Origin of the sequence: Paenibacillus sp. FSL R5-0378 (assembly GCF_038009285.1) — a bacterium.
Taxonomy (GTDB): domain Bacteria; phylum Bacillota; class Bacilli; order Paenibacillales; family Paenibacillaceae; genus Paenibacillus_AQ; species Paenibacillus_AQ favisporus.
The window spans coordinates 3,881,560-3,907,747 of the sequence record NZ_JBBPAY010000001.1; the positions used below are offsets into that span (position 1 = coordinate 3,881,560).

20 protein-coding genes and 1 other annotated feature are annotated in these 26,188 nt (G+C 53.4%); of the genes, 17 read left to right on the forward strand and 3 right to left on the reverse strand.

The window, feature by feature from the left end; translation table 11 throughout:
- Positions 1-150: 150 nt before the first annotated feature.
- From MKY74_RS18185 to MKY74_RS18200, 4 genes are all read left to right on the forward strand, one after another.
- Positions 151-2,220, forward strand: coding sequence for a GxGYxYP domain-containing protein (locus MKY74_RS18185; RefSeq protein WP_076166929.1), 2,070 nt, complete (start codon positions 151-153; stop codon positions 2,218-2,220).
- Positions 2,221-2,392: 172 nt separating this feature from the next.
- Positions 2,393-3,436, forward strand: coding sequence for an alpha/beta fold hydrolase (locus tag MKY74_RS18190; protein WP_076166926.1), 1,044 nt, complete (start codon positions 2,393-2,395; stop codon positions 3,434-3,436).
- Between the two features lie 66 nt (positions 3,437-3,502).
- Entirely contained in the window at positions 3,503-4,093 is a 591-nt protein-coding gene (locus MKY74_RS18195) for a TetR/AcrR family transcriptional regulator (RefSeq protein ID WP_076166923.1), read from the forward strand.
- Positions 4,094-4,194: 101 nt separating this feature from the next.
- Positions 4,195-4,872 (forward strand): succinylglutamate desuccinylase/aspartoacylase family protein, encoded by a 678-nt coding sequence (locus MKY74_RS18200; RefSeq protein ID WP_076166920.1) that lies wholly within the window; start codon positions 4,195-4,197, stop codon positions 4,870-4,872.
- 108 nt (positions 4,873-4,980) lie between these two features.
- On the opposite strand, the gene MKY74_RS18205 is transcribed toward MKY74_RS18200, so the two are convergent.
- Both MKY74_RS18205 and MKY74_RS18210 read right to left on the reverse strand, forming a co-directional pair.
- Positions 4,981-6,228 carry a stalk domain-containing protein gene (locus MKY74_RS18205; protein ID WP_076166916.1) on the reverse strand — a complete coding sequence of 416 codons (1,248 nt, stop codon included), beginning with the start codon at positions 6,226-6,228 and terminating at the stop codon, positions 4,981-4,983.
- Between the two features lie 258 nt (positions 6,229-6,486).
- Positions 6,487-7,419, reverse strand: a complete 933-nt coding sequence (locus MKY74_RS18210) for a DMT family transporter (protein ID WP_076166912.1) — start codon at positions 7,417-7,419, stop codon at positions 6,487-6,489.
- Between the two features lie 129 nt (positions 7,420-7,548).
- On the opposite strand from MKY74_RS18210, the gene MKY74_RS18215 reads away from it, so the two are divergent.
- From MKY74_RS18215 to MKY74_RS18255, 9 genes are all read left to right on the forward strand, one after another.
- Positions 7,549-8,973 carry an aminotransferase-like domain-containing protein gene (locus MKY74_RS18215; protein ID WP_076166909.1) on the forward strand — a complete coding sequence of 475 codons (1,425 nt, stop codon included), beginning with the start codon at positions 7,549-7,551 and terminating at the stop codon, positions 8,971-8,973.
- Positions 8,974-9,145: 172 nt separating this feature from the next.
- On the forward strand, positions 9,146-9,925 hold the full coding sequence (locus MKY74_RS18220) for an alpha/beta hydrolase (protein ID WP_076166906.1): 780 nt from the start codon (positions 9,146-9,148) through the stop codon (positions 9,923-9,925).
- Between the two features lie 213 nt (positions 9,926-10,138).
- Positions 10,139-11,854 (forward strand): alpha-keto acid decarboxylase family protein, encoded by a 1,716-nt coding sequence (locus MKY74_RS18225; RefSeq protein ID WP_076166903.1) that lies wholly within the window; start codon positions 10,139-10,141, stop codon positions 11,852-11,854.
- A 188-nt stretch (positions 11,855-12,042) separates the two neighbouring features.
- Positions 12,043-12,225 carry a hypothetical protein gene (locus tag MKY74_RS18230; protein ID WP_076166900.1) on the forward strand — a complete coding sequence of 61 codons (183 nt, stop codon included), beginning with the start codon at positions 12,043-12,045 and terminating at the stop codon, positions 12,223-12,225.
- A gap of 101 nt (positions 12,226-12,326) precedes the next feature.
- Positions 12,327-13,805, forward strand: a complete 1,479-nt coding sequence (locus MKY74_RS18235) for a polysaccharide deacetylase family protein (protein ID WP_076166897.1) — start codon at positions 12,327-12,329, stop codon at positions 13,803-13,805.
- 13 nt (positions 13,806-13,818) lie between these two features.
- Positions 13,819-15,141 carry a nucleotide sugar dehydrogenase gene (locus MKY74_RS18240; RefSeq protein ID WP_076166894.1) on the forward strand — a complete coding sequence of 441 codons (1,323 nt, stop codon included), beginning with the start codon at positions 13,819-13,821 and terminating at the stop codon, positions 15,139-15,141.
- Between the two features lie 9 nt (positions 15,142-15,150).
- Complete coding sequence (locus MKY74_RS18245) at positions 15,151-17,028, forward strand: glycosyltransferase family 2 protein (RefSeq protein WP_076166891.1); 1,878 nt, start codon at positions 15,151-15,153, stop codon at positions 17,026-17,028.
- 36 nt (positions 17,029-17,064) lie between these two features.
- Positions 17,065-18,834 carry a polysaccharide deacetylase family protein gene (locus MKY74_RS18250; protein WP_076166888.1) on the forward strand — a complete coding sequence of 590 codons (1,770 nt, stop codon included), beginning with the start codon at positions 17,065-17,067 and terminating at the stop codon, positions 18,832-18,834.
- Positions 18,835-18,882: 48 nt separating this feature from the next.
- On the forward strand, positions 18,883-19,956 hold the full coding sequence (locus MKY74_RS18255) for a glycosyl hydrolase family 18 protein (RefSeq protein ID WP_076166884.1): 1,074 nt from the start codon (positions 18,883-18,885) through the stop codon (positions 19,954-19,956).
- Positions 19,957-19,990: 34 nt separating this feature from the next.
- Here MKY74_RS18255 and MKY74_RS18260 read toward each other — a convergent pair whose 3' ends face one another.
- Positions 19,991-20,893, reverse strand: a complete 903-nt coding sequence (locus MKY74_RS18260; protein ID WP_076166880.1) for a helix-turn-helix transcriptional regulator — start codon at positions 20,891-20,893, stop codon at positions 19,991-19,993.
- A gap of 202 nt (positions 20,894-21,095) precedes the next feature.
- On the opposite strand from MKY74_RS18260, the gene MKY74_RS18265 reads away from it, so the two are divergent.
- The 4 genes from MKY74_RS18265 (at position 21,096) to MKY74_RS18280 (ending at position 26,143) form a co-directional block, all read left to right on the forward strand.
- Positions 21,096-22,178, forward strand: coding sequence for a glycoside hydrolase family 172 protein (locus MKY74_RS18265; RefSeq protein ID WP_076166875.1), 1,083 nt, complete (start codon positions 21,096-21,098; stop codon positions 22,176-22,178).
- A gap of 85 nt (positions 22,179-22,263) precedes the next feature.
- Positions 22,264-22,526: a binding site (T-box leader), on the forward strand.
- Positions 22,527-22,597: 71 nt separating this feature from the next.
- A complete protein-coding gene (locus tag MKY74_RS18270; RefSeq protein ID WP_076166872.1) occupies positions 22,598-24,283 on the forward strand; it encodes a glutamine--tRNA ligase/YqeY domain fusion protein in 1,686 nt (561 codons plus the stop codon).
- 126 nt (positions 24,284-24,409) lie between these two features.
- Positions 24,410-25,093 carry a VOC family protein gene (locus MKY74_RS18275; protein WP_076169392.1) on the forward strand — a complete coding sequence of 228 codons (684 nt, stop codon included), beginning with the start codon at positions 24,410-24,412 and terminating at the stop codon, positions 25,091-25,093.
- 96 nt (positions 25,094-25,189) lie between these two features.
- On the forward strand, positions 25,190-26,143 hold the full coding sequence (locus MKY74_RS18280) for a LacI family DNA-binding transcriptional regulator (RefSeq protein WP_076166869.1): 954 nt from the start codon (positions 25,190-25,192) through the stop codon (positions 26,141-26,143).
- Positions 26,144-26,188: the final 45 nt, after the last annotated feature.

Here is a 26,188-nt window from a genome sequence, read left to right on the forward strand (position 1 = left end):
TTAGATATATTAAATATAGATTGTATAACAGCAATGGAGAACCTCGATTCCGTTCGGCGTTCAGCATGGCGAGGTTTCGAATACGGGCCGGGAGTAGGGTGTTTCTTTCAATTGCCAACCAAATCAGCGTAAAGTTGAGGTGTATTGTTCATGCTTCGAAAGTTCACCACGGTTTGTCTCGCTGCGGTCTGTGCACTGTCCATCTCCATGGGCGCGTCCGCCGAATCGGCGGCAAACCCCTCATCCTCATCCAGCGGCATCAAATGGCCGGAATCGCAAGCGCTTCCAAGCTTTGCTAAGGTGAAGCATCTGGACGTTGCGGACGTTTATGACGCCCCCGGAGACGTCAAGATCATGCTGGCGACCCTCCAGGGCATCGTCAACCGAAACCAGCCTCGAATTTATTTGCTGGAGAGCCAGGAAGAAGGCAAAATGACTTGGCTGAACGATCTCAAGGTGCCTTATACGGTGCATGAAGATCCTTGGGAACTGGTAAGCGATTTTAAAAAAGAAGTGAAGGGAATCATCGTCTATGATCCGAAAGTGCCGGACAGCATTAATGTGGCGACAACGCTTGCCGGGCTGAAGGATGCGGTGGTCGCCAGCCCGGAGCTCAGCGCCAAGCTGACCGCAGCTCCTTACGGCTTGAAAGTGCTCGATGATTTGCAGGGCAAGTTTAAGGATAAATTGGATGCCTACACCTGGCAGTACGAAAATTTGTGGAAGCAGACGACGCACCGGATGCTGATCGGGCTGAGCCCGGATGTGTCGGTGAAGCTGCCTCCGGGACTCCCGCAGTCGTTCAAAGTGGTGGCTGAAGAGAAGACGCAGGAGCGGGATGCGAAGAACCGCAAGATCTATGACCTGGATTTGACGTCTTTCCTGGGTACGGATGCGGTATACCTCCGCTTTGAGGATGCGTTCCAGCAGGACGGATGGGGATCGGCCGTTCATGAAGTGACCGTGAAGGCTGATGGCCAGACGATCGCCCAGTTCGTGCCCGGAACCGACGATGAGAAGCCGTTCCTGTACGACGCTCAAAGCTCGCAGCTTTCCGAGGGAAGCGGTGGACACCGGTTCGCAGACAACGGGCGGTACTTTGTCTACGAATTTAAAGTACCTGCTGGTACGAAGTCGTTGACCGCTTCGGTGGACATGTGGAACCAATTTAAGGTGCTTGCGGGCAACGAAGCTCCGCCTTCATCGGAACAGAAAGAGCCGTACGGCTATCTCCGCGATTATGCGGTCGCCAACAAGGCGATGGTATTCTGGCTGGGCACCAATACGCCTGAGCAAAAGGCATTGTTTGATAAGATCCTTGCCGATGTTCCTGCAGGAACACCCTACCTCGGCTGGTTTAGCAACGATACTGAAGGCGAGTTCAACGGGGTAGAGCTGTTATCGAACCACAGCATCTACGTTCTCGCTGCCGACTGGTTCAGTAATCTGACCGTATTTTCCGGTACGGAGAACAAAGGCCAAGGGCCGCTTCCGTCCGACAAGGTCAAGACACCAAAGCTCGAAAATAAAATTTATGTGACGTACACCTTCAGCGAAGGCGACAACTTCCAGTATAACCAGCACCGGATGCGCAATTTGTGGGATGATCCGAACCGCGGTAAAGTGCCGATCAACTGGACGTCCAGTCCGATGCTGTACGACGGGGCACCGGCTATGCTGAACTACTACAGAAGCACGGCAACGGCGAATGACCAGCTGATCGCCGGACCTTCCGGCGGCGGGTACTTCTACCCGAACGCTTGGCCGGAGAATACGCTGCCTGCATTCCTGAAGAAGACGTCCTCCTACCTGAAAAAGACCGGAATGACCGTACCCTACGTACTGAACCGCGTTGCGAACCAAAACGTTCCGCTAAGCGACTCGGTCGTCAAAGCTTATGAGGATAACTACCGTCCAAACGGACTGCTCCTGAGCTGGGAAGATCATTTCGGTGTGGAAATCCTGAATGGAAACCTGCCGGTATCGACGATCCAGGGCATTAGTACCGTACAGGACGGACAAAAGATTCTGGCGGACGCCAAAGCAAAGTGGGATGGCAAATCTCCGTTGTTCGTATCCCTCGGGCTGCTGGCCTGGAATATGACGCCGACCGATGTGGTGAAGCTGACGGATTCGCTCGGGCCGGAATACCAGCCGGTGCTGGCGGACCAATACTTCTCCCTCATTCGGGAGGCGAATCATCTGCCCAAAAAGCCGTAAATCAAGGACAATAATAAAAGCGGTCAATGCGAAAAGGCGTTGGCCGCTTTTGGCATTTCATCAGGGATAAAATTTCATATAACTATTGACAATGGATCCGGGAATCCATTATCTTTATGATTAAAGATGAGTGAATAACTCACTCATTATAAAACGAAAGCGGGGAATTCATATGAGCAATGCTTTGGTTCATATCGTGATGCGGAAAAGAAATCAACAAAAAAATGCGCGGCTGCTTCGTATAACAGCTTCCGAAGGAATCGCTGAATCCGGCTTTGTGCGTATTGGCGGGATTGAACAATGGGTGACCATCCGGGGAGAAAACCGGCGCAATCCGATACTGCTGTTTATTCATGGAGGACCGGGATCGGTGTACTCCATCTTCAGTCCACTGCTGCGTTCCTGGGAAAAGGATTTTACGATCGTGCAGTGGGATCAGCGGGGTGCGGGGAAGACCTTCCGGCGCAATGGCAAACAAGGCAGCGGATTGTTGACCTTCGACCGATTGGTGGAGGACGGGATCGAGTTATCCGAATATCTATGCGGCAAGCTCCAGCAGACAAAGCTAATTCTGGTTGGCAGTTCGGTCGGCAGCCTTACCGGCATCATGATGGCTGCGCACCGTCCGGATTTATACCACGCTTATGTAGGGACGGATCAGAACGCTCCCGATCCCGAACACGTCGGGCATCGATTGCTGCTGGAGGCATTCCGAACTTCGGGCAACAAGAAGGGAGCCGAACTGCTCGAGCGTATGGGGACCGATCCTTCTACCTGGAACAGCAGGGATGTCGATACACGCAACCGGCTTATGGTGAAGGCAATACGTGGTGTGCCTAATATGATCACGGATTTGATCATGCCTTCGATGCTGTCATCTCCGGAACACACGATGAGGGACATGTCGGATATGTTTAAAGGTATGAAATTTTCCGCTGAAGCTCTTCATGAAGACATGGTCCATTTTGATTTTGACAAGATCGGATATCGCTTCGAGCTGCCTGTGTTTATTGTTCAAGGGGATTCGGACTTTATTACGCCGACGGCAACGGCCAAAGCGTATTGCGGCCGCATTGATGCCCCTTACAAAGAATTCGTGCTCATCCATCAGGCCGGCCATTTGGCGTGCTTTTCCCGGCCGCAACAGTTTTACGCATTTCTGCAGAATAAAGTCCTCCCCTTGGCGGTGGCTGGGGAAATGAAGCAAGCACGGTGATCCAAAAGGAACGTCATGGTACAATAGGGATACATTATTTTTTGAGAGATTGGAGTTCGGAGTCTATTGTCGCCATTAAATAAGGAACAGCTGGCCCATATCCGGGATGAGAGGAAAAATCAAATCAAGCAGGCCGCGACAAAGCTTTTTGCCCGCAGCGGCTTTACAGGAACGAAGACCAGCATGATCGCGGCGGAAGCCGGCGTCAGCGAGGGGCTGATTTATCGTTATTTCACGTCCAAGGATGAGCTGTTTACCAGCATCGTCCAGGAGCTGATGGAGGAAGGGCGGAGAGAGACGGGGAATGTGCCGAGCCTGCCGGGCACGCCATATGAGCAGATTCAAGCGCTGACGGAAAATATGCTCAGCGAGAACAAATTTGCTTTTATGCTCATTCTCCGCGCCGTCCGCAGCCTTGACGCCATTCCCAAGGACGCCGCAGACATTCTGAAGGAGCACTCGGCGGATGCCATGATCGAGCCGCTGATTCCTTTGTTCGTGCAGGGGCAAGAGGCCGGGGAGTTTGCCGAAGGCGATCCTCGCGAGCTGCTTCACTGGTATTTTTACATCGTGAACGCCTTGATCGTCGAGGAAGCGGATGAGAAGCCGTATGGAACACCGTCGGCGGAAATGCTGATGAGGATGCTGAAAAGGTGATCGTAATGGAATAGGGATAAAATCATAACTTCCGGACAACACCTGCCTGTACACCTCCTATCAATCTAGCATAGGATACCGTATCGGAGGTGGTGAAGGCTATGTTGTACGAAAGTCGCAAACTCGCCCAAGGAACCTCGTTTGAAACAACGATGCACATTTTTGACGGTGATGCTCCTGGTACTGTTTTCATGATCGTGGCAGGCATTCATGGCAGGGAAGTGGGGAGCATTCGCGCCGCGCAGAAGCTGGTTAGACAGCTGAAAAACGGCGATTGGACGATTGAACGGGGCACGCTGATCGTAGTCCCTATTGCCAACCGGCCTGCTTTCAAAAAGCGAATCCGGGGCAAGCCGGATTTGAACCGGACGTTCCCGCGCGGTCCGTCAGGCCGTACAACGCATGAAATGTCGCGTGCTTTGTATAAAATCATGCGAAAGTATAAACCTGCCTGGTACCTGGATCTTCACGAAGCCAACGGCCTGTCGTCCGCGAGCACAGACGTGCTGGGACAGACGCTGATTACGGATTCAGGTAGCCCGGCTGTACCCGCTGTCCGGAGGGTGATCAAGCATATGAACGGGAGGGTGGTCCGCCGTTCTCATCGTTTTCATATCCGGATGCACAAGCTGAAAGGCTCTTCCCGGACAGCCGCGGCAGATCGGCTAAAGGCCAAAGCGGTAACCGTTGAAACGTGCTGGAGCCTCGACATGAACATACGGATCAACTACCAAACCGAGGTGGTACGATCATTTCTTCGGGAGGCGGGCTTAATTTAAGAGATGGTTTAACGCAAAACATCGTTAGACGGCAAACGACCGGTCAGGATGACTCCTGATCGGCCGTTTTTGATTGTGTGATTTTATGCAAAAGCAGCTGGATAGAGCTTATTCCGCATCAACGAAGAAATTCCGGCTGCCGATTTGAACATCCTGAACATTTGGTTTTCCATCTTTGCCGGTGTGGATAAAAAAGACGTAACGTTCAACTGTACCGCCAGTAAACTTGAGGGTAATCGTATTTCCCGAAATGCTGTACGTACCCGTTCCGCTAGACCCCGCGGAGCTATTGGTTGTTCCGGAACCAGCCTCCTGTGTACCAAGGGTGAAGTTGTCGGCTTTGAACGTACCGTCGGTTTGGAAAGTCAATCGTTCCTCCCATGCCGAGGAGGCCGAATTTACTCCAGCCATTCCCGAATAACCCCTATACACGTAACTGCCGTTTAGTTTATGGTTGGACGCAACCGGCGTTACTCTCTCGAGAAGCACATCGTCAATGTACAGGTTTCCTAAGGACGATACCCGAATCGTGTGGGTTGTTCCGTTACCCAAAACCAGCTTACCATTGGTAATGGAATAATCTCTGCATGAAAGCTTCGAGCAATCGATGGTTTCCGGGCCGCCGGTGGCCGGCTCGCCGATGACAACCTTTTTGCCTGAAAGGAAGGTGTAATAATCCCAGCAAGCTCCTCCGCACTCATAACCGCCTGGGTCCAAGCGCATGCCAACATACATTCCTTGAAGCTTATCAAGCTGTACCGGTACGGCCGGTGCTGATTCATCGCCGTCGTTTTCCGTTGGTTCCGTGCCAGCCGGCGGATTTGCTGTCGTATCTCCTGCGTGCGCAAGAATCTCCGCCGCCTGTTCTTTGGTCAGTCCAAGCTGTTTCAGCATTTGTTCCGAAAATATTGTGATTTCGCGATTTTTGGCATCCCATACGACAAATCCGCCAGTCGCCTCGCCGACAAATCTTAGAGGTACAAGCGTGTTTCCACGGACGCTCCGCGCGGGTTTATCCAGGGATACTTTTTTTCCGTTCACAGTAGCTTCCTTGCTGTTCAGCTGCAGGGTAAAAGACAGCGAATCTTTCTGGCCTGTGATGGTTTGATTACGCGGGTCCCAGTTCAGGGAAATTCCCATCGACTCGAACAGCGGGCGCATTTGCACCAACATAGTTCCCCCATCCACCACTGGGTCCACTGAAAAGTTGACCCACTTTGTATCCACGGCGACTTTGATTGGTGAGGCGGCTTCAGCATGAGCCGATGTGCCACTCCAAATCCCCGTCAAGAGCAAGGAAATGAACGCCATGATGAGCGCAGCTGCTCCGGTTTTCGATTTTACGGTTTGAATCATCTTTCCTCTCCTTTTCCCAAATAAGTTACAGATACGACATTTCGGCGACGACAACCATGTGTATGTGTAAAATGGCCGATTATTCCCGGACGCTTCCGATTATAGTTCGATTTGGATGTGCAAGTGAGGTCCATAGTTCCTTTTTTTTACATATACGTTATAGGTCGAAAAGAAGAAAAAAATTTGCATATCTGCACACGGTTTGCCACGGTTGCAGATGTGCCGGATGTTGATTGGCAATGGTGAAAAGAAATGCTGCTAGTCCCGGACCGTCGTTCCGTCTGTCGTCAGTTGTACCGGCCTGCGGATCACCCGCAGAATGCTGTCCAGATTGGTGATCAGCGTTCCGGTAATAATCGTAATCATGCCGGCGACCGAGAGCCAGGTGATGCGTTCATGATACAGCACGGCCCCTGCCGCCATGGCGATCATGGGCGAGATGTACAGCCAAGTCGACGGAAAAACGGGATTCGTCTTGGCAACCAGCCAATAATAGAGACTGTGGGCGACCATGGATCCCATAACGATCAGATAAACGAGTGAACCGAGTGCGGCACCGGCGGGCAGCCCGGCGGCATGTATAGGCTCAGTCAGCAGAGATAGCACAAGCAGAAGGAATCCGCCATGCATCATCTGCGCCGCATTCAGCGCAATGGGCGATGCTTCGGGAAAGCGTTGGATCACCTTTCGTGAATACAGCGTTCCTGCGGCGTAGCAGATTTCCCCGGCAAGGATGACCAGTCCGCCGATGATCCAGGCGCCTCTGGAGGAGGGAGAGAGGTCCGAGAGCAGCAGCAGCAGGACGCCCGCGAAACCTAGAAGGCAGCCGGCGACGGTCCTCGTCGTGCTCTTTGCTTTGAAGACCAGCATTTGGATGAGTAAAATGATCAGCGGACCTGTAGCCGAGAAGACGGCGGCGGATCCGGAAGAAACGTGCTGCTCGGCCCAATAGAGCGGCGCAAACGTGCCGAAGGTCAGCAGGATGCCGCTCAGCAGCATTTCTTTGCGCAGCAGAAGACGGAAACGGGACTTTTTGCGCCAAACCATCCACAAAAACAGCGCCAAGCCGGCCGCAAAAAAGCGCAGTCCCGCCGAGAAAAAGGGCGGAGCGGACGCGTCCACCCCGATTTTAATGGCCAGAAACGTGGTGCCAAAAATAAGACACATTAGCAAGTAGTTGACAAGTATCATGCTAAATCCTCCTTTGGTTGTCTTCCCATCATACAAGGAGGCTTACAGAACAGATGCATGATCACAGAACAGATGGACGCGGGTTTATAGTACAATGAGTCTACAACCCATTTGATGTCCGGAGGGAAAATGAAATTGCAGACGACACAGAAGGATCATCCGCTGCTGTACCGGCAGGTCTATGATCATATTGTCGCCAGGATTCAGCGGGGAGAACTTGTTGCCCATGACAAGCTTCCTTCGATCCGGATGCTGGCCGGGGAGCTGCAGGTTCATCGGCTCACCGTTTTTCGCGCTTACCAGCTGCTGAAGGAAGAGGGGAAGGCTTACGTAAAGGAAAAATCGGGGTATTATGTTGCTCCGATGCATGAAATCACGGGACTGCCAACCTATGAAAAAAGCTCAGCTGCTGCCCGGACCTATCGGAACGAGATGTCCGACATTCAGCGTGTGCCTTCCGTTTATCAATTTTCGCAGGCGCTGATTGATCCCAATCTGCTGCCCAATTTGTATCTGTCCCAATATGTCAAAGAGGTGTTTGACCGCTATCCGAAAATGATCGGCACTTATTCCGATTTGCAGGGGGATGCCGAGCTGAGGGATTTTCTGGGCGATTACATGACAGGAAGGCTCAAGGTGAGTATATCGGCGGACGAGTTGATCATTACATCCGGTGCGCAGCAGGCTATTGATCTGTTAGCCCGGCTCTATATTCGTCCGCTGGACGCCGTGATGGTGGAGCGTCCGACTTACAGCGCGGCACTGGATATTTTTCGCGCTCAGGGGGCGCGTTTTCTCCCCGTCGACATTTCGCCCGGCGGATACGACCTTGTCCAGGTCGAGGAGATGATGAAACGGCACAAGCCCCGCTTTTTTTATATGAATCCGACCTTTCATAACCCAACGGGCTATTCGGTCCCTGCCGGTCAGCGGAAAGAGCTGGTCGCCTTGGCCGAGAAATATCAGTGCCTGCTCGTTGAGGACGATACGTTTCGGGACATTTATTTCGGAGAGCCTCCGTCGTTACCGCTGTTTACCTATGACACGGAGGGATGGGTTATCTATTTGAGCAGCTTCAGCAAATACGTAGCTCCAGGTCTTCGGATCTGTGCTGTGGTGGGCCGAAGCTCGGTCATCCAGCCGCTGTTAACCTTGAAGTCGCTTGCGGATAACGGCTCGCCGCTCGTCAATCAGAAGCTGTTTCTGCACTATTTCGGATCAGAGCGGATGCAGAATCACCTGGAAAAGCTGCGGATTGCCCTTCAGATCCGGCGGGATCTGATGATCGAGTCACTCCGGGACACCGGCTGGCAGTGGACTGTGCCTGAAGGCGGTCTCAACCTGTGGGTGAAGCTCCCGGATCAACTTTCTGTGGACATGTTATGGCAGCGCGCCACCGCGGAGGCGGTTTCGTTCGTTCCAGGCGCGGTGTTTGACCCGAAGCGCGAAATGCGGTCCTGGTTCAGGCTCAGCTACAGCTTTGTCAATGAGGAGCAGATTCGGACCGGCATGCGGCTTCTGACAAACTTGGCGGGCAGCATGGACAATAGATAGCCTCGATCCCACCTTCGTTACACCCAAAAATCATCATGAACTTTTTGCCATGACGCGTTACAATAATGATGGAGGCCGAACAACCGGTACCCGCTTGCAGCAGGCAATGGAGCAGGCGGGAAGAAACGGCAGCCGATCCAATGGATCGATTATAGAGAGGTGGACTTATATCATGGCTTTGATTCAATGTCACTTTTTTTCGGACGTGCTGCAGCTCAGTACTTCCATGACGGTCATTCTTCCGCAGCAGACCCGCCATCAGATCGGGATGCAGAATAACACATTTGCGGACAAGCATCCGACGCTGTATCTGCTCCACGGATTGTCGGATGACGATTCCATCTGGCTGCGCAGAACGTCGATCGAGCGTTATGTCGCATCGACGGGACTGGCGGTCGTTATGCCCCAGGTGCACCGCAGCTTCTACGCGGACATGGCTTACGGGAACAAGTACTGGACGTTTATCAGCGAGGAACTCCCAAGCATTGCCCGTTCTTTCTTCCCGCTATCGGCGGAAAGGGAGGACAATTTCGTTGCAGGGCTGTCCATGGGAGGTTACGGGGCGTTCAAATGGGCGCTAAGCAAACCGGAGAGCTTTGCGGCCGCCGCTTCATTGTCAGGTGCGATGAATGGTCTCCATGTTCCGGAAAATATGGACCTTTTCACGGACTACAAGCTGATCTATGGCGACAAGCCGGAAAAGAACCGCGAGGAGGACTTGTTCTGGCTGATGGAACAGTGTGCGAAGTCGGAAGGGCCGAAACCGATGCTGTACCAGTGCTGCGGTACCGAGGACTTTTTGTACGAGGACAACGTTATGTTCCGCGAAGCGTGCAAGCAGTCGGGTCTGGATTATACATACGAAGAGGGCCCGGGAAGCCATGAATGGGGATATTGGGACGCCAAAATTCAAGACGTGCTCGCCTGGCTCCCGCTGAAGAACAACGCATAACCTGAGGATGTGCAACCTTGTAATGCAGACCGAGGCATACGACCTATGCCGAGGTCTTTTTTTGTAAATGAAAAAAAACATCGGCTTCAAGACAGAACTTCCTTATATTCCACTCTTGGGGACGATTTGAATCCTCGTGTAGAATAACCTGTCCACGGAAAGGGTAATGTTATACAGAAACAGCCCAAGAAATGGATAAGGAGTGAGCGAAGAATGGGTAACATGACGGCGACGGGAAGTACCGATCAGAAATCTGGCACCACAGGGAAAAGTCTCGGCCAGTATTTGTTTGACTGCTTAAAGCTTGAGGGAATTACCGAAATTTTCGGCGTGCCCGGAGACTATAATTTTACCCTGCTCGATACGCTGGAGAAGTATAACGGCATTGAATTTATCAATGGAAGAAATGAATTGAACTCGGGATACGCGGCGGACGCTTACGCCAGGATCAAAGGCATTTCGGCGCTGATTACGACGTTCGGCGTCGGTGAACTCAGTGCCTGCAACGCGATCGCCGGGGCAAACAGCGAGCACATTCCGCTGATTCATATCGTCGGATCCCCTCCGGACAAGGATCAGAAGGAGCATAAGCTGATGCACCACACCTTGATGGACGGCAATTTTGACGTCTTTCGCAAGGTGTATGAGCCGATTACGGCCTATTCGGCCGTCGTTACGCCGGAGAATGCCGAGATCGAAATTCCGACGGCTATCCGGATCGCCAAGGAGAAGAAAAAGCCGGTCTATCTGGTGATCGCCGACGACTTGGTCTCAAAGCCTGTTATGGGAAGGGGAGAACCGACACCGCCAAAACCGTCATCCAACCTGACGACTCTTCAAGCAGCGGCGGACCAGGTGCGCCAGCTGCTTGACCGGGCCCGCAAGCCGATTTTGCTGGTTGACGTGAATGCGATGCGTTTTGGACTTCAAACGGCGGTGCGCCAGTTGGCAGATGCCATGAATATTCCGGTGGCGACGATGATGTTCGGTAAAGGTGCTTTCGATGAGTCACACCCCAACTATATCGGGGTGTACGGCGGCTCGTTTGGTTCGTCTGAAGTACAAACGGCGGTGGAACAAGCCGACTGCGTCATCGCGGTCGGGATGGTATGGGCCGACAGCAATACGGGCACGTACACCGCCAAATTGAATCCGCTCGTTACCGTCGATATTCAGCCCAAGATGGTCAAGGTGGGAGGAGCTGAATTCCCGAATGTGCTGGCTGCCGACATGCTGCTTGAGCTGCAAAAGATCGGTTATAAAGGCAGCGCCGCCGCCGGCAAGGGGGCGTTTCCGTATGATCAAGTTACGGGTGAACCCGAAGCACCGCTGCTCGCCTCGACTTATTATCCAAGGATCCAGCGCATGCTGAAGGAAGGCGACATCGTCGTCGCCGAGACGGGAACGTTCTATAACGGCATGGCTTATGTTCGGCTGCCCCGGAACGTCACGTATATTACGCAGGGAGGGTGGCAGTCGATCGGCTATGCCACGCCGTCAGCCTATGGTGCCAGCATTGCCGCCCCGGACCGCAGGGTGCTGCTGTTTACGGGGGACGGCTCGCTGCAGCTGACCGCGCAGGAGATCAGCTCGATGCTGTATTACGGCTGCAAGCCGATCATTTTCGTTCTGAATAATGACGGATACACCATCGAAAAATACTTGAACGTGAAAACAGAGAATCAGCGCTACAACCAGATTCCGCGCTGGTCGTACACGAAGCTGGCCGAAGCCTTCGGCGGAGAGGCGTTTACGGCGACGGTGCGGACAAACGGGGAGCTTGAGCAGGCGTTCGCTCAGGCGGATCAGGAGCGGGCCGGAAAGCTCTGCATCATTGAAATGATCGCCGCCGACCCGATGGATGCGCCGGAATATATGAAGCGGATGCGCAATTACATGGAGGAGCAGGCGAAAAAAGGGCAGAAATAAAGCATGGAATCAGTGCTGCCGGAAGGTTCTTGATGAACTTTCCAGCAGCACTTTTTTTGTGTTGATCGAATCCAGTATAACGATGAAAATCGACGATTTAGACTCGGTCTATGGGCATGTTCAGAATTTGTACAGTTGGATCTAGTAAATTAGTTCTATACACATAGATAAATGGAGTGGTTGTTAGGATGTTCGAACGTTATTTTACAGAAATGCGTAAGCTTAGTCATGAGGATGAATTGCGTTACCGCTATTTGATCAGAGGGGTTAAACTGCTGCTGGAGCAGCGGAAGTCGGAGAGCTCTAAAGGATTTCACCGATGGAGAAGATGCCGGCAGTCCGAATCGATCCAGCCCGGGACCTGGGATTAAAGTTTGAATGTCGAAAAATTGACATCTTTTTGTCATTTGTTGAATAGGCGTTACACGTTATTCTTTTGGTAGGACTTAAGAGTGTGTCAAAGGAGATATCTATGAAAGTGATGAAAGACTTCTCGCCCAGAAAACCGGCCGGATGGCTGGTGCTCGCGGTTCTGGCAATAAGCATGCTGTCAGGATGTACTTGGATGGAGAGAGACGATACGGACGGCGGCACGAAAACGGCTGAGGCTGACAAGCAGGTCCAGCGTTATACCGGTGAGATGAGCCAGGCTGTTTCTCTTGCATACACGACCAGCCGAAACCTTGCCTTAACGTTTAACGGGATGGCAGACGTCCAAACGATGGACAAGCTTCTTGATCAGCTGGATGCCTTAGGCATAAAAGCAACCTTCTTTTTGCCGGGGATGCGGGTTGCGGAGGAACCGGATATCGCCCGGCAGATTTTGTCCCGGGGACATGAAATTGAAAACAACACGCTGAATGCGGTGGACATGAGCCGGATGGACTACGGACAGATCTACAAGGAAATCCATTTGGCCAACGATGTCATCCGTAAACAAACGGGGGTCACTCCGAAGTTCGTCCGAACGCAAACGGGGGCGATCAGCGACGATATCCGGCTGGCAGCGGCGCAGAGCGGACAGCAGGCGGTCATATCCTACAGTCTGTTTTTACATAATTGGAAGGCGGAGACCCCTCAGCAAAAAAAGAACTATATCCGGAAATACATTAACCGCGGTGGGATCGTGGCGATTGACCTGGCGGAGAACCGGACTTTGAATGAATCGGTGAACCTGATCGCTGCGGAAGCTTCGGCAGCCGGTTATCATTTCGTTACTTTAGACAAGCTGGTCGCCACAGGCGGCGTACGTAAACCGGCCGACACGGTTCAAGGGTATCAGGCTGCGAAGTATAACGCCGATTACGCCAAAGCGGATTACAATCTCGTGTACAGCCACAAGACCGCCAAGAAGGAAATCGCCCTTACCTTTGACGACTGGGGCACAGATGAAACGATCACGAAGCTGCTCGATATTTTGGACCAGTACCACGTGAAGGGTACGTTTTTTTTGCGTGCGGACGGGGTTGAGAAAAATCCGAACCTGGCGCGGGCGATCGCGCAAGCAGGGCATGATGTCGGAAATCATACTTACAGCCATCCGGTACTGACCAAGCTCAGCGTCAAGCAGCTGCAGGATGAAGTGGTCAAGGCACACCGCATCATTACGGATGCGATCCAGCAGCAGCCGGCCATGCTGTTCCGGCCGCCGACCGGCGATATTGACGATCGGACAGCCCGGATTATCGCGGCGGCCGGTTACCGGAATATTGTCGATTTCGATATCGATCCGAATGATTGGAACCGGGAGCGCACCGCTTCACAGATCTTGAACTCGGTTATCCAGCAAAGCCACAGCGGCGGAATTATTTTGCTGCATTCGCTGGACGATACCCACACGGCGGAAGCACTGCCTGGCATTATTCAAAACTTACGGAAACAAGGATACACGTTCGTGAAACTGTCCGACTGGATTTCTGATGATGGGAATCCGTCAGGTAAAGAAAGATAGATGGAGATGGAATATGTCAACACCAACTAAAGAAGTGCTGTATGCATACAGCCCGGTCGCGGTCATTGGACTCGGGTATGTAGGCCTTCCCCTGGCACAGGCGTTCTCGAAAAAGATGCGGGTGATCGGCTTTGATGTCAACCCGGACAAGGTCAGCCGGCTGCAGGAGGAAGCTTCTTCTAATGCGCAGACGTCCGTGTATGACGCAGACCCAGCGTCTGCGGGATTGGAATATACATCTGAGGCGGACCGGCTTGGCGAAGCCGTGTTTTATGTGATTGCCGTACCGACCCCGGTGCAGAGCGGTAACGTGCCGGATTTACGGTTTGTGGAAGAAGCGAGCCGCATGGTCGGCAGGAGATTGCGCCAAGGTGCTGTCGTGGTTTATGAATCGACCGTGTACCCTGGCGTCACTGAAGAGATTTGCGTTCCGATCCTGGAGGCGGAGTCAGGCCTGCGCTGCGGGACGGATTTTAAAGTAGGATATTCGCCGGAGCGGATCAATCCAGGCGATGAGGTTCACCGGCTAGACAATATCGTCAAGATCGTGTCGGGAATGGATGAGGAATCGCTTGGGATCATTGCCGGCATGTACGAACAGATCATCGATGCCGGCGTATACCGGGCGGAAAGCATCAAGGTGGCCGAAGCGGCAAAGGTTATTGAAAATGCCCAGCGGGACATTAACATCGCCTTTATGAACGAACTGTCCATGCTGTTCCACCAGATGGGCATCGATACCCGGGAAGTGCTGCGCGCCGCAGGGACAAAGTGGAATTTCCTGAACTTCGTTCCCGGTTTGGTTGGCGGGCACTGCATTGGAATCGATCCGTACTACTTGACGTATAAAGCGGAGGATACCGGCATCCGTTCACGGATCATTCTGGCGGCACGGCATATCAACGACGGGATGGGCAAATATGTCGCCGAGCAGTTGATCAAGCTGCTTGTCCGGCAACGGCTGGACCTGCGTGACGTGAAGGTCGCCGTTCTCGGCCTGGCATACAAGGAGGACTGCGCCGATATCCGGAATTCCAAAGTGGTGGATATCATCAAAGAGCTTCAGGATTACGGTATTCAACCCCAAATCGTTGACCCGCTGGTAGACCCGAAAGCGGCTTATGCCGAATACGGTCTGGAGCTGTCCCGGGTGGAGGAGCTGCTGGACCTGCATGTGCTGGTCACGGCCGTCCCGCATCAATGCTTTGCGGGCATGGGCTATGCGGATATGGATCCGATGTTCAGAAAGGACTCGGTAAAGATCTTGCTGGACGTTAAGGGAATATATGACAAAGCAGAGTTCGAGCGTCAGGGTTACATTTATTGGCGGCTGTAACGAGAGCAGATGGGAGAAATAAGAACCGTGTTCAGACGAAAGAAAAAACAAACCGATGAGGTTCTGACCTTACCCCGTTCGGATCGGCGGATCTTATCAAATGTTCCTGACCCGGAACAAATTCGCCGTTCAGTCGACCGGAGAGGCTCGCGGGATAACGATGCGGACCAGTTCAGCTCGGATTATTTGGAAAGGATGCGGAAATTCAGCCTGCGTTACGAGGCGGATTTTCCCGTGCTTCTGACTTGGGGCAAAGGAAAGAACCGGAGAAAACTGAAAACGAAGGCTGTTGATGTATCTTCAACAGGCCTCCTGCTCGAGCTGCCCTTCACGACGGACCACATCCAGCCGGGGAGCAAAGTGTCCATGCACTTTGAAATTCCGGCAGGCACGATGCCGGAAGGCTTTGAATCCAAAGTGGATATCGAAGGAGTCGTCGTACGGACCTTTGAGCGCGGAACCGGCAGAGAGACTGTTATGATGGCTGCTTTTGAGTTCACCAACCCGCTGCATGAATATTTTCAGCGCAGACGCTGGGGATACTCCGTGTATACGGCCAGCGGCCTGCTGCTGCTTGCCGCCGTTTTTGTGCTGCTGCTTCGGGCGGAGAGCATCATTTATTTTAAGTACAATTTCCTGCTGTATTTATACAGCCTGATCGCCGCGGCATTTCTGTTGACGAGATACTTGTTCGGATCTCTATACCGTGACGTGCCGGTCAATCCGGATTTTACGCCGGGCGTATCGATCATTATTCCGTGCTTTAATGAAGAGAAGTGGATCCATCGGACGATTATCAGCTGCATCAACCAGGATTACCCGGTGGACAAGCTGGAGGTCATCGTCGTTGATGACCGCTCTACCGACCGGTCCGCGGAGCAGATTCAGAAAACGATCGACCTGCTTCATCAGGAAGCCGACCGCTTTCAAACCAAAGAACGGCTTCGGATGCATATCCTCCCTGAGAACGGGGGGAAACGGGAAGCCTTGGTGCAGGGGGTACGGATGGCAAAGCATGATCTGGTCGTGTTCGTGGATTCGGACAGCTTCCTGGATCCGCTCGCCATTAAGCATTTGGTGCAGCCCTTCCAAGATCCGCGTATGGGCGGGGTTGCCGGGCGGACGGATGTGGAGAACAAGTACACCAACTCCATTACGAAGCTCCAGACCGTGCGCTATTATATCGCGTTCCGGATCATGAAAGCGGCCGAGTCCTGGTTTGACAGCGTCACCTGCCTGTCCGGGCCGTTATCCTGTTATAAAAAGAGGCTTGTGCTGAAGCATGCGGACTCCTGGCTCAACCAGAAGTTTCTGGGACAGCCCGCTACGTTCGGCGACGACCGCAGCATGACCAACTTTATCCTGAAGACACACCGGACGGCGTACCAGGATAAAGCGATTTGCTCCACGATCGTTCCTTCGGAGATGAATGTTTTCCTGAAGCAGCAGATGCGATGGAAGCGTTCCTGGCTGCGGGAATCCCTTAGAGCGGCCGGATTTATTTGGCGCAAGGAACCGTTTATGGCCCTCTTTTTCTACATCGGTGTCATCGTTCCGATCGCTGCGCCGCTGATTGTGCTCTACAACCTGCTGTATGTGCCCATTTTCCACCATGTGTTTCCGGGAACCTTCTTGATGGGACTTCTGCTGATGTCCCTGCTGATGAGTCTGGCTCATCTATTATTCCGTAAAAGCAAGCTGTGGGTATTCGGCTTCGTCTTTTGCTTTTTCTACGAAATGGTGCTGCTCTGGCAAATGCCGGTCGCCTGGTTCACCTTCTGGAAATCAACCTGGGGGACAAGGGAAACGCCGCAGGACATCGAGGCGAGAAATAAAAAAGCCGCAAGAAAAAACCGAAAAAATACGAAGACGGAAGTGCCGCTGTAACCCGGCGGAACCGCGGAATTTAAATGAGGATGCAGGATGAAAAAAGGAAAACGCAGCGAAGCGCTTGATGTGAAGCGCAAAAACCGGCGGAAGTGGATCAAAACCTGGATCCAGCTCTTCCTGGTGATCATGGTCATCTTTCTGATCTACCAAGCCGTCGCAAGAACCGACCGCTACGCCGAACCGGACAAGTCGACGTGGCATAATCGAAGCGGGTTTGTCGCGCTGTCTTATTTTGGGGTCAGCCGAACCGGAACGCCGCTTCTGATCGATAAAGTCCAGCTCAAAGCCCAGCTACAAACCCTCCATGACCAAGGTTATGTCACGGTGTCACAGCAGGACATCCTCGATTTCTACCAAAAGGGGAAGGCGCTGCCGGACAAGGCGCTGTTTTTGTCCTTCGAGGACGGGCGCAATGACTCCAGTCTTTATGCCCAGCCTTTGCTGGAGAGGTACAATGATAAGGCGACCTTCCTCACCTATGCCAACAAGATGGGGAACGGGGATCATAAATTCGTGCAGCCCAAGGAACTCCGCAGCATGATGAAAAGCGGGTATTGGGAAATGGGGACCAACGGATACCGTTTGACCTACATCAATATTTTCGATAAAAACGGCGGCTACATTGGCGTCAAGGACGAAAATAAGCTGGACAGCAAAGAGGACATCGAGCATTATAATCACTACCTTATGGATTTTATCCGCGATGAAAATATGATTCCGCTCGAGGACCGGGATACGATGCAGGCGCGGATCAGCAAGGATTATCAGCTGATGGACACGGTCTATACCGACAAACTCGGCTTCGTGCCCGGCGTCTATATGATCATGCATGCCAACGCGATGTACGGGAGCATGAACCCGCTTGTGACGGAAGTAAATGACCGCAATATCCGTTCTCTGTTCCAGATGCATTTTAACCTGGAGGGCAATGCGTTCAATGGGCCCTCACAGGATGTGTACAACCTGACCCGCGTCCAGCCTGAGCCCTACTGGTCAACCAACCATCTTTTGATGAAAATCGGCAAGGACAGCGGCCAGCAAATGACGTACGTGACCGGGGACCAGAAGCAGTCGGGGCAGTGGAAGCAGGCTGGAGGCGCCGCCGAATTCAAGGATAACCGGATCGTTCTCACGTCACCGCCTGCAGGGGAAGGCAAGCTTTTGCTGGATCAAGGAGAACAGGCGCCTGAAGATTTCACCTTAAATGCGAAGGTTTCCGGCAATGTGGTCGGCAAGCAGTCTTTTTACTTGAAGGACCGTGGAGATGGTCAGCAGTACGTTCGTATCACGCTGGACCGCAACGAAATCCAGGTGGAGCAGAAGCTGTCTGGATCCTCTGTGACTGTCTTGGGCACACAAAAGCTGGATCCGGTCAAGTGGTCTTCGGAGGATCTCGCCTTTGACAAGGCAACGGTGTATTCCGCAGAAGAAGCGCAGGCCGGCGCCAATACAAATGACGAGGATGTATATCCCGTCAACATCAAAAATACCCGGCAGATTGAAATGAAGGTGTCGGGAAATCGGCTGGAGGTCATCGTGGACGGGAAGCCGGTCCTCCAAACCTCGATCGATCCTTCGCTGAAGGGCGGTGCCGTGGGACTGGGATCAGCCTATAGTCCGCAAAACACCAAGGACGATATCTATGACGGAATCTTTGAGGATGTCACGGTGACTACGGAAAATGCGGCGGATGGAAAAACCTCGGTGTGGTATACGAATAAGCTGCTCGGCTGGAAAAAAGTCGCGGCGCAGGTTGAGCATGCCATGGACGCGACGATCGATTGGGCCATCGATACGTTCTGACGAAAGAGCAATTTCAAAGGCGAATGGCGGTGTAATGAGAAGATGGGTATGAAGCAAGTGGCTCAATCCGGATGGATGACTTTGGTGCTTGTCATCGTCGCCGTAGGGGTCGGTTTCAGCATTTGGATGAGGCAGCCGGCAATGCAAGCGGCGGCTCCGCCGGCCAGAACTCCTGTGAACCTCACCGCATGGGTGGTGGATTGGCAGTGGGAGTCGGGGCTTGCGGATGCAGGGGAGCTGGGCAAGGCTCTGAGCCGTGTTCAGGCGTTTGCCGCCTATTTTGACGAATCGGATCAGCCCTATTTTACGAAGGCGTTCAAAGAAGAGCTGCCGCAAATCCGGGAAACGGCGGAGGCTGCCGGCATCGGCGAGCTGGACCTGACCCTTGTTAACGATATCGTGCGGCAGGACGGCAGCGAGTCTCCCAAAGACTCGGAGCTGGTCTCGCGGCTGGTATCCACGAAGGTAGCGCGGGAGAAGCATATCGCCGATATTGAAGCCCTGCTCGATCAATACTCGTTTCAAGGGGTGGAGATCGATTATGAGCGCATCCCGGACAAGGACTGGGGCCATATGACCGCTTTTTATCGCGAATTGTATGAGCGGCTGCATGCCAAGGGGAAATCGCTCCGCATCGTGCTGGAGTCAAGGGCTCCCGTCGAAACGCTGAAGCTGCCCGAAGGGCCTGAATATGTGATGATGGCCTACAATTTGTACGGTACGCACAGCGGTCCGGGACCCAAAGCGGACAAAGCTTTTCTGAAAAAGTTAGCCAAGCGGATGACAGCTGTTCCGGGTGATAAAGCAATCGCGATTGCGGCCGGGGGCTTTGACTGGCATGGGGATCAAGTGACTGCCATTACTGAACAGCAGGCCGTAAAGATACGGTACACGAACGGCTCGGAGCTCAAGCGGGACGCGGCCAGCGGAAGTCTCCACTATCAGTACACCGATGATAAGAACGTAAAACATACGGTGTGGTATGCGGACGGTTCAACGCTGACTTCCTGGATCGACACGCTGCGCCAAGCCGGGATTACCCATGTGGCCGTATGGAGGCTTGGGGAACTCGGAAGCGGAACTTTGGACAAGCTGGTTCAAGCTGCCACAACGGCAAAGTAAATCAAAGGCCGCTGCGCGTTTATGCGTCAGCGGCTTAATGATGGATTTCCGGAGCACCCATGGAGGCATGGGTGCTCATGTATTTTTTCGGGGAGATGCCGCAGGCGGACTTAAACGCTTTACTGAAAGCGTAAATGCTGCTGTAGCCAACCTGCTCGGCGATCGCGGACAAGGATAACCGGCTGTACATCATCAGCTCCTTGGCCCGCTCCATCCGGTACCGGATCTGGAATTGGTGCGGGGACACGTCATACGTTTGCTTGAATACGCGCGAGAAGTGATACAGGCTCAGGCAGGCCGTTTTGGATAAGTCCTCCAGCCGAATGATGCCATTGTAATGTTCCATGATGTGGGTCACCGCCCGCTCCATCGCAGCCTGATGAAGCGAGAGCTGCCCATGTTCGGCTGATTTCAGGCCCTTGATGACCAAATACAGAATATCCAGCACGAGCGATTTCTGAAGCAGCGGAAATTCGGCATCCCGGCGCTCGTAGGCGTGGATGAGCCGCATCAGCTCCTGATGAATTTCCGCATGGTTCTGTACCCGGATCAAATGGGGGATTTCCAGCAAGGAACCCAGCCAATCCGGCCGGAGCCACGAAAGCTCTTGTTGGCTGCATTCCGCCCGCAGCTTAAAGTTGATCGGCACCTCCTCGTAGTCTTCATAATACAGGGCGTCGAAATGGATATGGGGCATCCAGCAGGGTCCCCTGGAACGGACAAATTCATGCTCAATACCGGGCTTGAACAGCAGCAGGTCGCCTGGATACACAGTCAGTGAATCCTCGCCAATCCGGATATCGAGCTCGCCTTGTTCAACATACAGCAGTTCGTAATCAAAAATGATCCGCGGCGCCAGTTTCATACGGTCAACTTTGTGATGCCACGCCCTTCGCACGTAGGGGGACAAGGCTTGCAGCAGCTGTTGCCGGTCCATACGCTTTGACAGCTCCCTCCACTATTGGTCCCGTATCCGGGTTTCCGCTCTTTCAGCGGCTCGGCGGTTCTTTATTCTGACAATAGCAAGAATGGATAACAAATAACAAGTCCCAACATCGATAAAGAGGGGAAACGCCTGTAGAATGACTTGTAACCGCTTTAATGCATATCCGATTTGACCAATGACAGGAGAGATGAGTATGGAACCTTTTAACGGGCTGAACATGGGCCTCGGCAATCTATTCCGGATGTCCTCTGCACAGACGAGATCGATCAGCGCGGAAAATGTGACGGGAGCTAAAGGAAAAGGCGGCATGGCCACCCAGGGAACCGGAGCGAATGCCGGCCGGGATTTGGGTCAAGGATGGAAAATATCGCCATCAGTGGATATCAAACCGGGTGAGGTGTTTACCGCCGCAGCAATCGACGGTCCCGGAGCCATTCAGCATATTTGGCTGACCTGCTTTCCGGACAGCTGGCGTCATATGATTCTGCGCTTTTATTGGGATGATGAGCAGGAGCCATCCGTAGAAGTGCCTGTCGGCGACTTCTTCTGCAACGGATGGTGCGAGCGGAGCAATGTCAACTCCCTGCCTGTGGCGGTCAATCCCGCCGGCGGGATGAACAGCTATTGGGTGATGCCGTTTCGCAAGAAAGCCCGGGTTACGGTCGAGAACCGGATGGACAAACCCGTCGTGCTGTATTACCAGTTCACCTATACGCTGACCGAGGTGCCGGAGGATGCGGCCTATTTGCACGCCCAATGGCGCCGGAGCAACCCCTTGCCGTACAAGCAGGACCATGTGCTTCTGGATGGCGTGAAGGGGAGTGGACAGTACGTCGGCACGTACATCGCCTGGCAGGTGAACAACACGGGGTGGTGGGGAGAAGGCGAGATCAAGTTCTATATGGACGGCGACCGCGATTTCCCGACGATTTGCGGCACCGGGACCGAAGACTATTTTGGCGGCGCCTGGAATTTTGAGCATCCACAGGGACAGTACGGTGCGTTTTCCACTGCCTATTTGGGCTTTCACCAGCAAATCAGACCGGACGGCCTATACCGGAGCCAGCAGCGATTCGGGATGTACCGCTGGCATGTGATGGACCCGATCCGGTTTGAACAGGATTTGAAGGTAACGATCCAGGCGCTCGGTTGGCGTTCCGGCGGCCGCTATTTGCCGCTGCAGGACGATATCGCCTCCGTCGCTTTCTGGTATCAGTCCGAGCCGCACACCCCGCATCCGCCGCTGCCGGATAACGATGGCCTGGAGGTTATTTAATCCCCGCCCTTTCCGGTTAAAGTATGCATAATGCGGTTTACATTGGCCGAAAATGATGTTAATATGGTCAAAATCAAAACGGAACGAAAACGCGGTGAAGAGAAGAGTAGATGAACGGGCAGCCTTGCAGAGAGCTCCGGCAGCTGTGAAGGAGCAGGCCGCCCGTCATTGAAGCAAGCCTCCGAGCGGCGCATCGGAAGAGGGGTCCTCATTCCTCGGATGGTGCGACAGGAGCTCCTGTTACAGAGCTAGGGTATAAGCATGCGTACATGCCGTACCCGAAGAGGCGGATGTAGCGATAGATCCGCGAACCGGGGTGGCACCGCGAAATACAATCTCGTCCCCAAGACGTCAGCGTCTTGGAGGCGGGATTTTTTTGTTTTCTTTTTGATTGATATAAGAGCAGGAGGGGACAGTTGATGGAAGGAAAGGTAAGAAAAGATGAAGCCGTGGATTTTCTAACGAAAACCGTGATGGAGGATGTGGAGAACGAAACGTTTTCCAGACCGATCGCGACCCGGTTTCCGCCGGAGCCGAACGGCTATTTGCACATCGGAAGCGCCTATGCAATTCACGTGAACGCAGCCATTGCCGAAGCATTCTACGGGAAGATGAATCTTCGCTTTGACGATACGAATCCGCTGAAGGAAGACGTAAAATACGTGGACGCGATCCGGGAGGATGTCCGATGGCTTGGTCTGGACCTGCCGGTGTACTTTGGTTCGGATTATTCGGAAGAGATCTTCGAAGCGGCTTTGAAGCTCATCCGTAAAGGGAAGGCCTATGTCTGCGATTTGTCGTCGGAGGAAATGACGGAATACCGCGGAACGCTCACGGAGTCTGGAAGAAACAGTCCTTATCGCGAACGGACGGTGGAGGAGAATCTATCCCTGTTCCGTCAAATGAAGGAAGGCCGGTTCCCGGACGGCGCCAAGGTGCTGCGGGCCAAAATTGACATGTCTTCGCCCAACATCAACTTGAGGGACCCGGCCTTGTACCGCATCATCCACGCCGAGCATTACCGGACAAGGAGTGAGTGGTGCGTGTATCCGATGTATGATTTTGCCCATCCGATCCAGGATGCGATCGAGGGCATTACGCATTCGCTGTGCTCCGCGGAATTCAGGGATCACCGCCCCTTGTACGAATGGGTGCTGCGCGAGCTGGAAGTAACGGAACCCCCGAAGCAGCGGGAATTCGGACGTCTGAACGTTTCCGGAATGGTCACGAGCAAAAGGTACATCAGGGAGCTGGTCGAAGGCGGATTCGTTGACGGATGGGATGATCCCCGCCTTCCGACCTTGAAGGGACTGCGGCGAAGAGGCGTTACGCCGGAAGGCCTCCGGAGGTTCATGCAGGAAGTGGGCATGCTGAGGGGAAGCAGCACGATGGATGCCGCGATGCTCGACCACTTCATCCGCCAGGACTTAAAGGATAAGTCTGTCGCTGTGATGGCTGTGCTTGATCCGCTTAAAGTCGTCATCACGAATTATCCGAAGGATCAGGTGGAAATACTGCATCTCCACCACAGCGATGCCGATCCGGCGCTTGGCAGCAGGGATGTCCCCTTTTCCGGAGAATTGTATATCGAGCGGGAAGATTATATGGAACATCCGGTACCGGGCTTTCATCGTCTGTTTCCGGGAAGCGAAGTTCGATTGAAGGGGGCGTACTACTTAAAATGCCATCATGCCGTCAAGGATCCGGAGACCGGTGAAGTGAAAGAGCTGCATTGCACGTACGATCCCGAGACAAAAAGCGGAACCGGATTCAGCGGCAGAAAGGTGAAATCGACGATCCATTGGGTGTCCGCCGCACACGGTGTTCCCGCCGAGATCTGCTTGTACGGCAGTCTGCTGAAAGATGCCGCGTCCGTGGCGGAATCGGACAATGATTGGGCAGAGCTGGTATCTCCCGATTCCCGAATCATTTACAGGCAAGCGATCATGGAGCCATGGATGAAAAATGCTTCACCGGATGCCAAATACCAGTTTATCCGCCAAGGCTATTTCTGCTTGGATCACAAAGATCTGACCGGTCCGGTACCGGTATTTAACCGGATCGTTTCGCTGAAAGATTCGTGGAAGAGGGAAGCATCGCGTTGACCTACGACGGAAGTGGACCAGGTCATGTACCCCACGGTGAATGGGGTATGCCGCATTTTAGAAATGCTGCGTACGCTGCCGCAGAGAAATTCCTTGAAAACCAAAAGCACATGGAGGTCTTTTACGATGAAAATCCAACAACTTACGATAAATACCCGGCATTTTGCGGAGATGAAGCAATTTTACACCGGGAAGCTCGGTCTCCCAGTGGCCGAAGAACAGTCGGATAACGTCACCATTCAAGCCGGCGGCAGCCAGCTCATTCTTCAGAAGGCGGAAGCGCCCGGCGAAAAATCGATGTACCATATTGCTTTTACGATTCCGACGAATCAGCTCGAAGCTGCCAAAAAATGGGCCGCTCAGCGTGGAATTACGCTGTTCCGCGATCAGGACGGGGATCAATTTCATTTCGGGAACTGGAATGCCGACGCCCTGTATTTTTACGATCCGGATGAGAATCTGATTGAATTCATTGCCCACCATTCGTTTGATAACGCCGAAAATGAAGACTTCAGAAGCAGCCAGCTGCTGCGGATCAGTGAAATCGGGCTCCCTGTTGATGAAGTGGCCGCTGCCGTGGAACAGATTCAAACGACGCTGGGACTGTCCATGTGGAGCGGCGACGGCCGGCAATTTGCAGCGATGGGCGACGCCGAGGGCTTGTTGATCGTGGTGGACCGCGAACGGCCTTGGTTTCCGGACGGAAGAGCGCCGATTGTCAGCGGGACACGGGTTGTCATTCAGGCACAAGGCAGCGAGCAGCTTATGCTGCAGGCCGATCAGTACGACATTCAGTCCCGGGATGAATAATCCGCTGCGGCTGGTCCACGATCGTAATGAGGATCGGAGTCAGCGTGATATAATAAAGGAACCATTCGAAATGAAAAAGTCAGAAGGCAGGGAGTTATGGCCAACATTCACGAAATCGCCAGACGGGCCGGTGTTTCGGTATCCACAGTATCCCGGGTTCTCAACCAGCATCCGTACGTTTCCGCTGAGAAAAGAGCCGCCGTGCAGCGAGCCATCGACGAACTGGATTACACGCCAAACCGCAATGCGGTTGATTTGATCCGCGGCCGGACCCGCAGCATCGGCGTGATCATCCCGTACAACAACAACCCGGCTTTCGACCGGATGCTAAGCGGTGTATTGAACAAATCGGTTGAGGAAGATTACACCGTGACTGTGCTTCCAACCCGGTATGATCCGGAGAAAGAGCTGGAGTATTTAACTATGCTGAAAACTAAACTGCTCGACGGCATCATCATCACGTCTCGTGCCAATGATTGGTCGTCCATCGTCCCCTTTGCGGGTCATGGTCACATCGTAGCCTGCGAGTATACGGAACTGGAGGAAATCGGCTGCGCCTACATTGACCGGTATGCCGCGACGCTCGAGGTGTTTTCCTTCCTGAAAAGCATGGGGCACTCCGATGTTGCGTTCACGACGGCTAGAGGGGAGACCAGCATCAGCACCCGGCTGACGATGCAGGCTTACCGGGACGTTTTTGGGGAAGTACCGCCATGCCGGTGCCTGGATGGCTGCACCACATTGAAGGATGGTATGGATGCAGCCCGCCACTTTCTTGAAGGAAAAGTCCGGCCGACCGCCGTGTATGCCAACGGGGACGAGGTGGCAGCCGGAATCCACCAATTTGTTCTCTCTGCCGGGCTGCGCATTCCGGACGATATCGCCATCATCGGACAGGAAAATCAGCCGATTGGCCAAGTCCTTCAGCTGACCACGGTAGACCATCAGCTCTTCCGGGCAGGTGAGGAGGCTTTAAGGCTTGTGACCCGTGGTTCTAGGGAAAAGGTGCAGATCCCGTACCGGATCATATACCGTTCTTCATCCGGATAAAGCCAACAAAAAAGACCCGCAGGAGAACATCAGCGTTACTCCGGC

Bases quoted from the DNA above. Each gene is read 5' to 3' on its own strand.
- MKY74_RS18185 (WP_076166929.1), top strand. From the start codon at position 151: ATGCTTCGAAAGTTCACCACGGTTTGTCTCGCTGCGGTCTGTGCACTG.
- MKY74_RS18190 (WP_076166926.1), top strand. From the start codon at position 2,393: ATGAGCAATGCTTTGGTTCATATCGTGATGCGGAAAAGAAATCAACAA.
- MKY74_RS18200 (WP_076166920.1), top strand. From the start codon at position 4,195: ATGTTGTACGAAAGTCGCAAACTCGCCCAAGGAACCTCGTTTGAAACA.
- MKY74_RS18205 (WP_076166916.1), bottom strand. From the start codon at position 6,228: ATGATTCAAACCGTAAAATCGAAAACCGGAGCAGCTGCGCTCATCATG.
- MKY74_RS18210 (WP_076166912.1), bottom strand. From the start codon at position 7,419: ATGATACTTGTCAACTACTTGCTAATGTGTCTTATTTTTGGCACCACG.
- MKY74_RS18215 (WP_076166909.1), top strand. From the start codon at position 7,549: ATGAAATTGCAGACGACACAGAAGGATCATCCGCTGCTGTACCGGCAG.
- MKY74_RS18220 (WP_076166906.1), top strand. From the start codon at position 9,146: ATGGCTTTGATTCAATGTCACTTTTTTTCGGACGTGCTGCAGCTCAGT.
- MKY74_RS18225 (WP_076166903.1), top strand. From the start codon at position 10,139: ATGGGTAACATGACGGCGACGGGAAGTACCGATCAGAAATCTGGCACC.
- MKY74_RS18230 (WP_076166900.1), top strand. From the start codon at position 12,043: ATGTTCGAACGTTATTTTACAGAAATGCGTAAGCTTAGTCATGAGGAT.
- MKY74_RS18235 (WP_076166897.1), top strand. From the start codon at position 12,327: ATGAAAGTGATGAAAGACTTCTCGCCCAGAAAACCGGCCGGATGGCTG.
- MKY74_RS18240 (WP_076166894.1), top strand. From the start codon at position 13,819: ATGTCAACACCAACTAAAGAAGTGCTGTATGCATACAGCCCGGTCGCG.
- MKY74_RS18245 (WP_076166891.1), top strand. From the start codon at position 15,151: ATGGGAGAAATAAGAACCGTGTTCAGACGAAAGAAAAAACAAACCGAT.
- MKY74_RS18250 (WP_076166888.1), top strand. From the start codon at position 17,065: ATGAAAAAAGGAAAACGCAGCGAAGCGCTTGATGTGAAGCGCAAAAAC.
- MKY74_RS18255 (WP_076166884.1), top strand. From the start codon at position 18,883: ATGAAGCAAGTGGCTCAATCCGGATGGATGACTTTGGTGCTTGTCATC.
- MKY74_RS18260 (WP_076166880.1), bottom strand. From the start codon at position 20,893: ATGGACCGGCAACAGCTGCTGCAAGCCTTGTCCCCCTACGTGCGAAGG.
- MKY74_RS18265 (WP_076166875.1), top strand. From the start codon at position 21,096: ATGGAACCTTTTAACGGGCTGAACATGGGCCTCGGCAATCTATTCCGG.
- MKY74_RS18270 (WP_076166872.1), top strand. From the start codon at position 22,598: ATGGAAGGAAAGGTAAGAAAAGATGAAGCCGTGGATTTTCTAACGAAA.
- MKY74_RS18275 (WP_076169392.1), top strand. From the start codon at position 24,410: ATGAAAATCCAACAACTTACGATAAATACCCGGCATTTTGCGGAGATG.
- MKY74_RS18280 (WP_076166869.1), top strand. From the start codon at position 25,190: ATGGCCAACATTCACGAAATCGCCAGACGGGCCGGTGTTTCGGTATCC.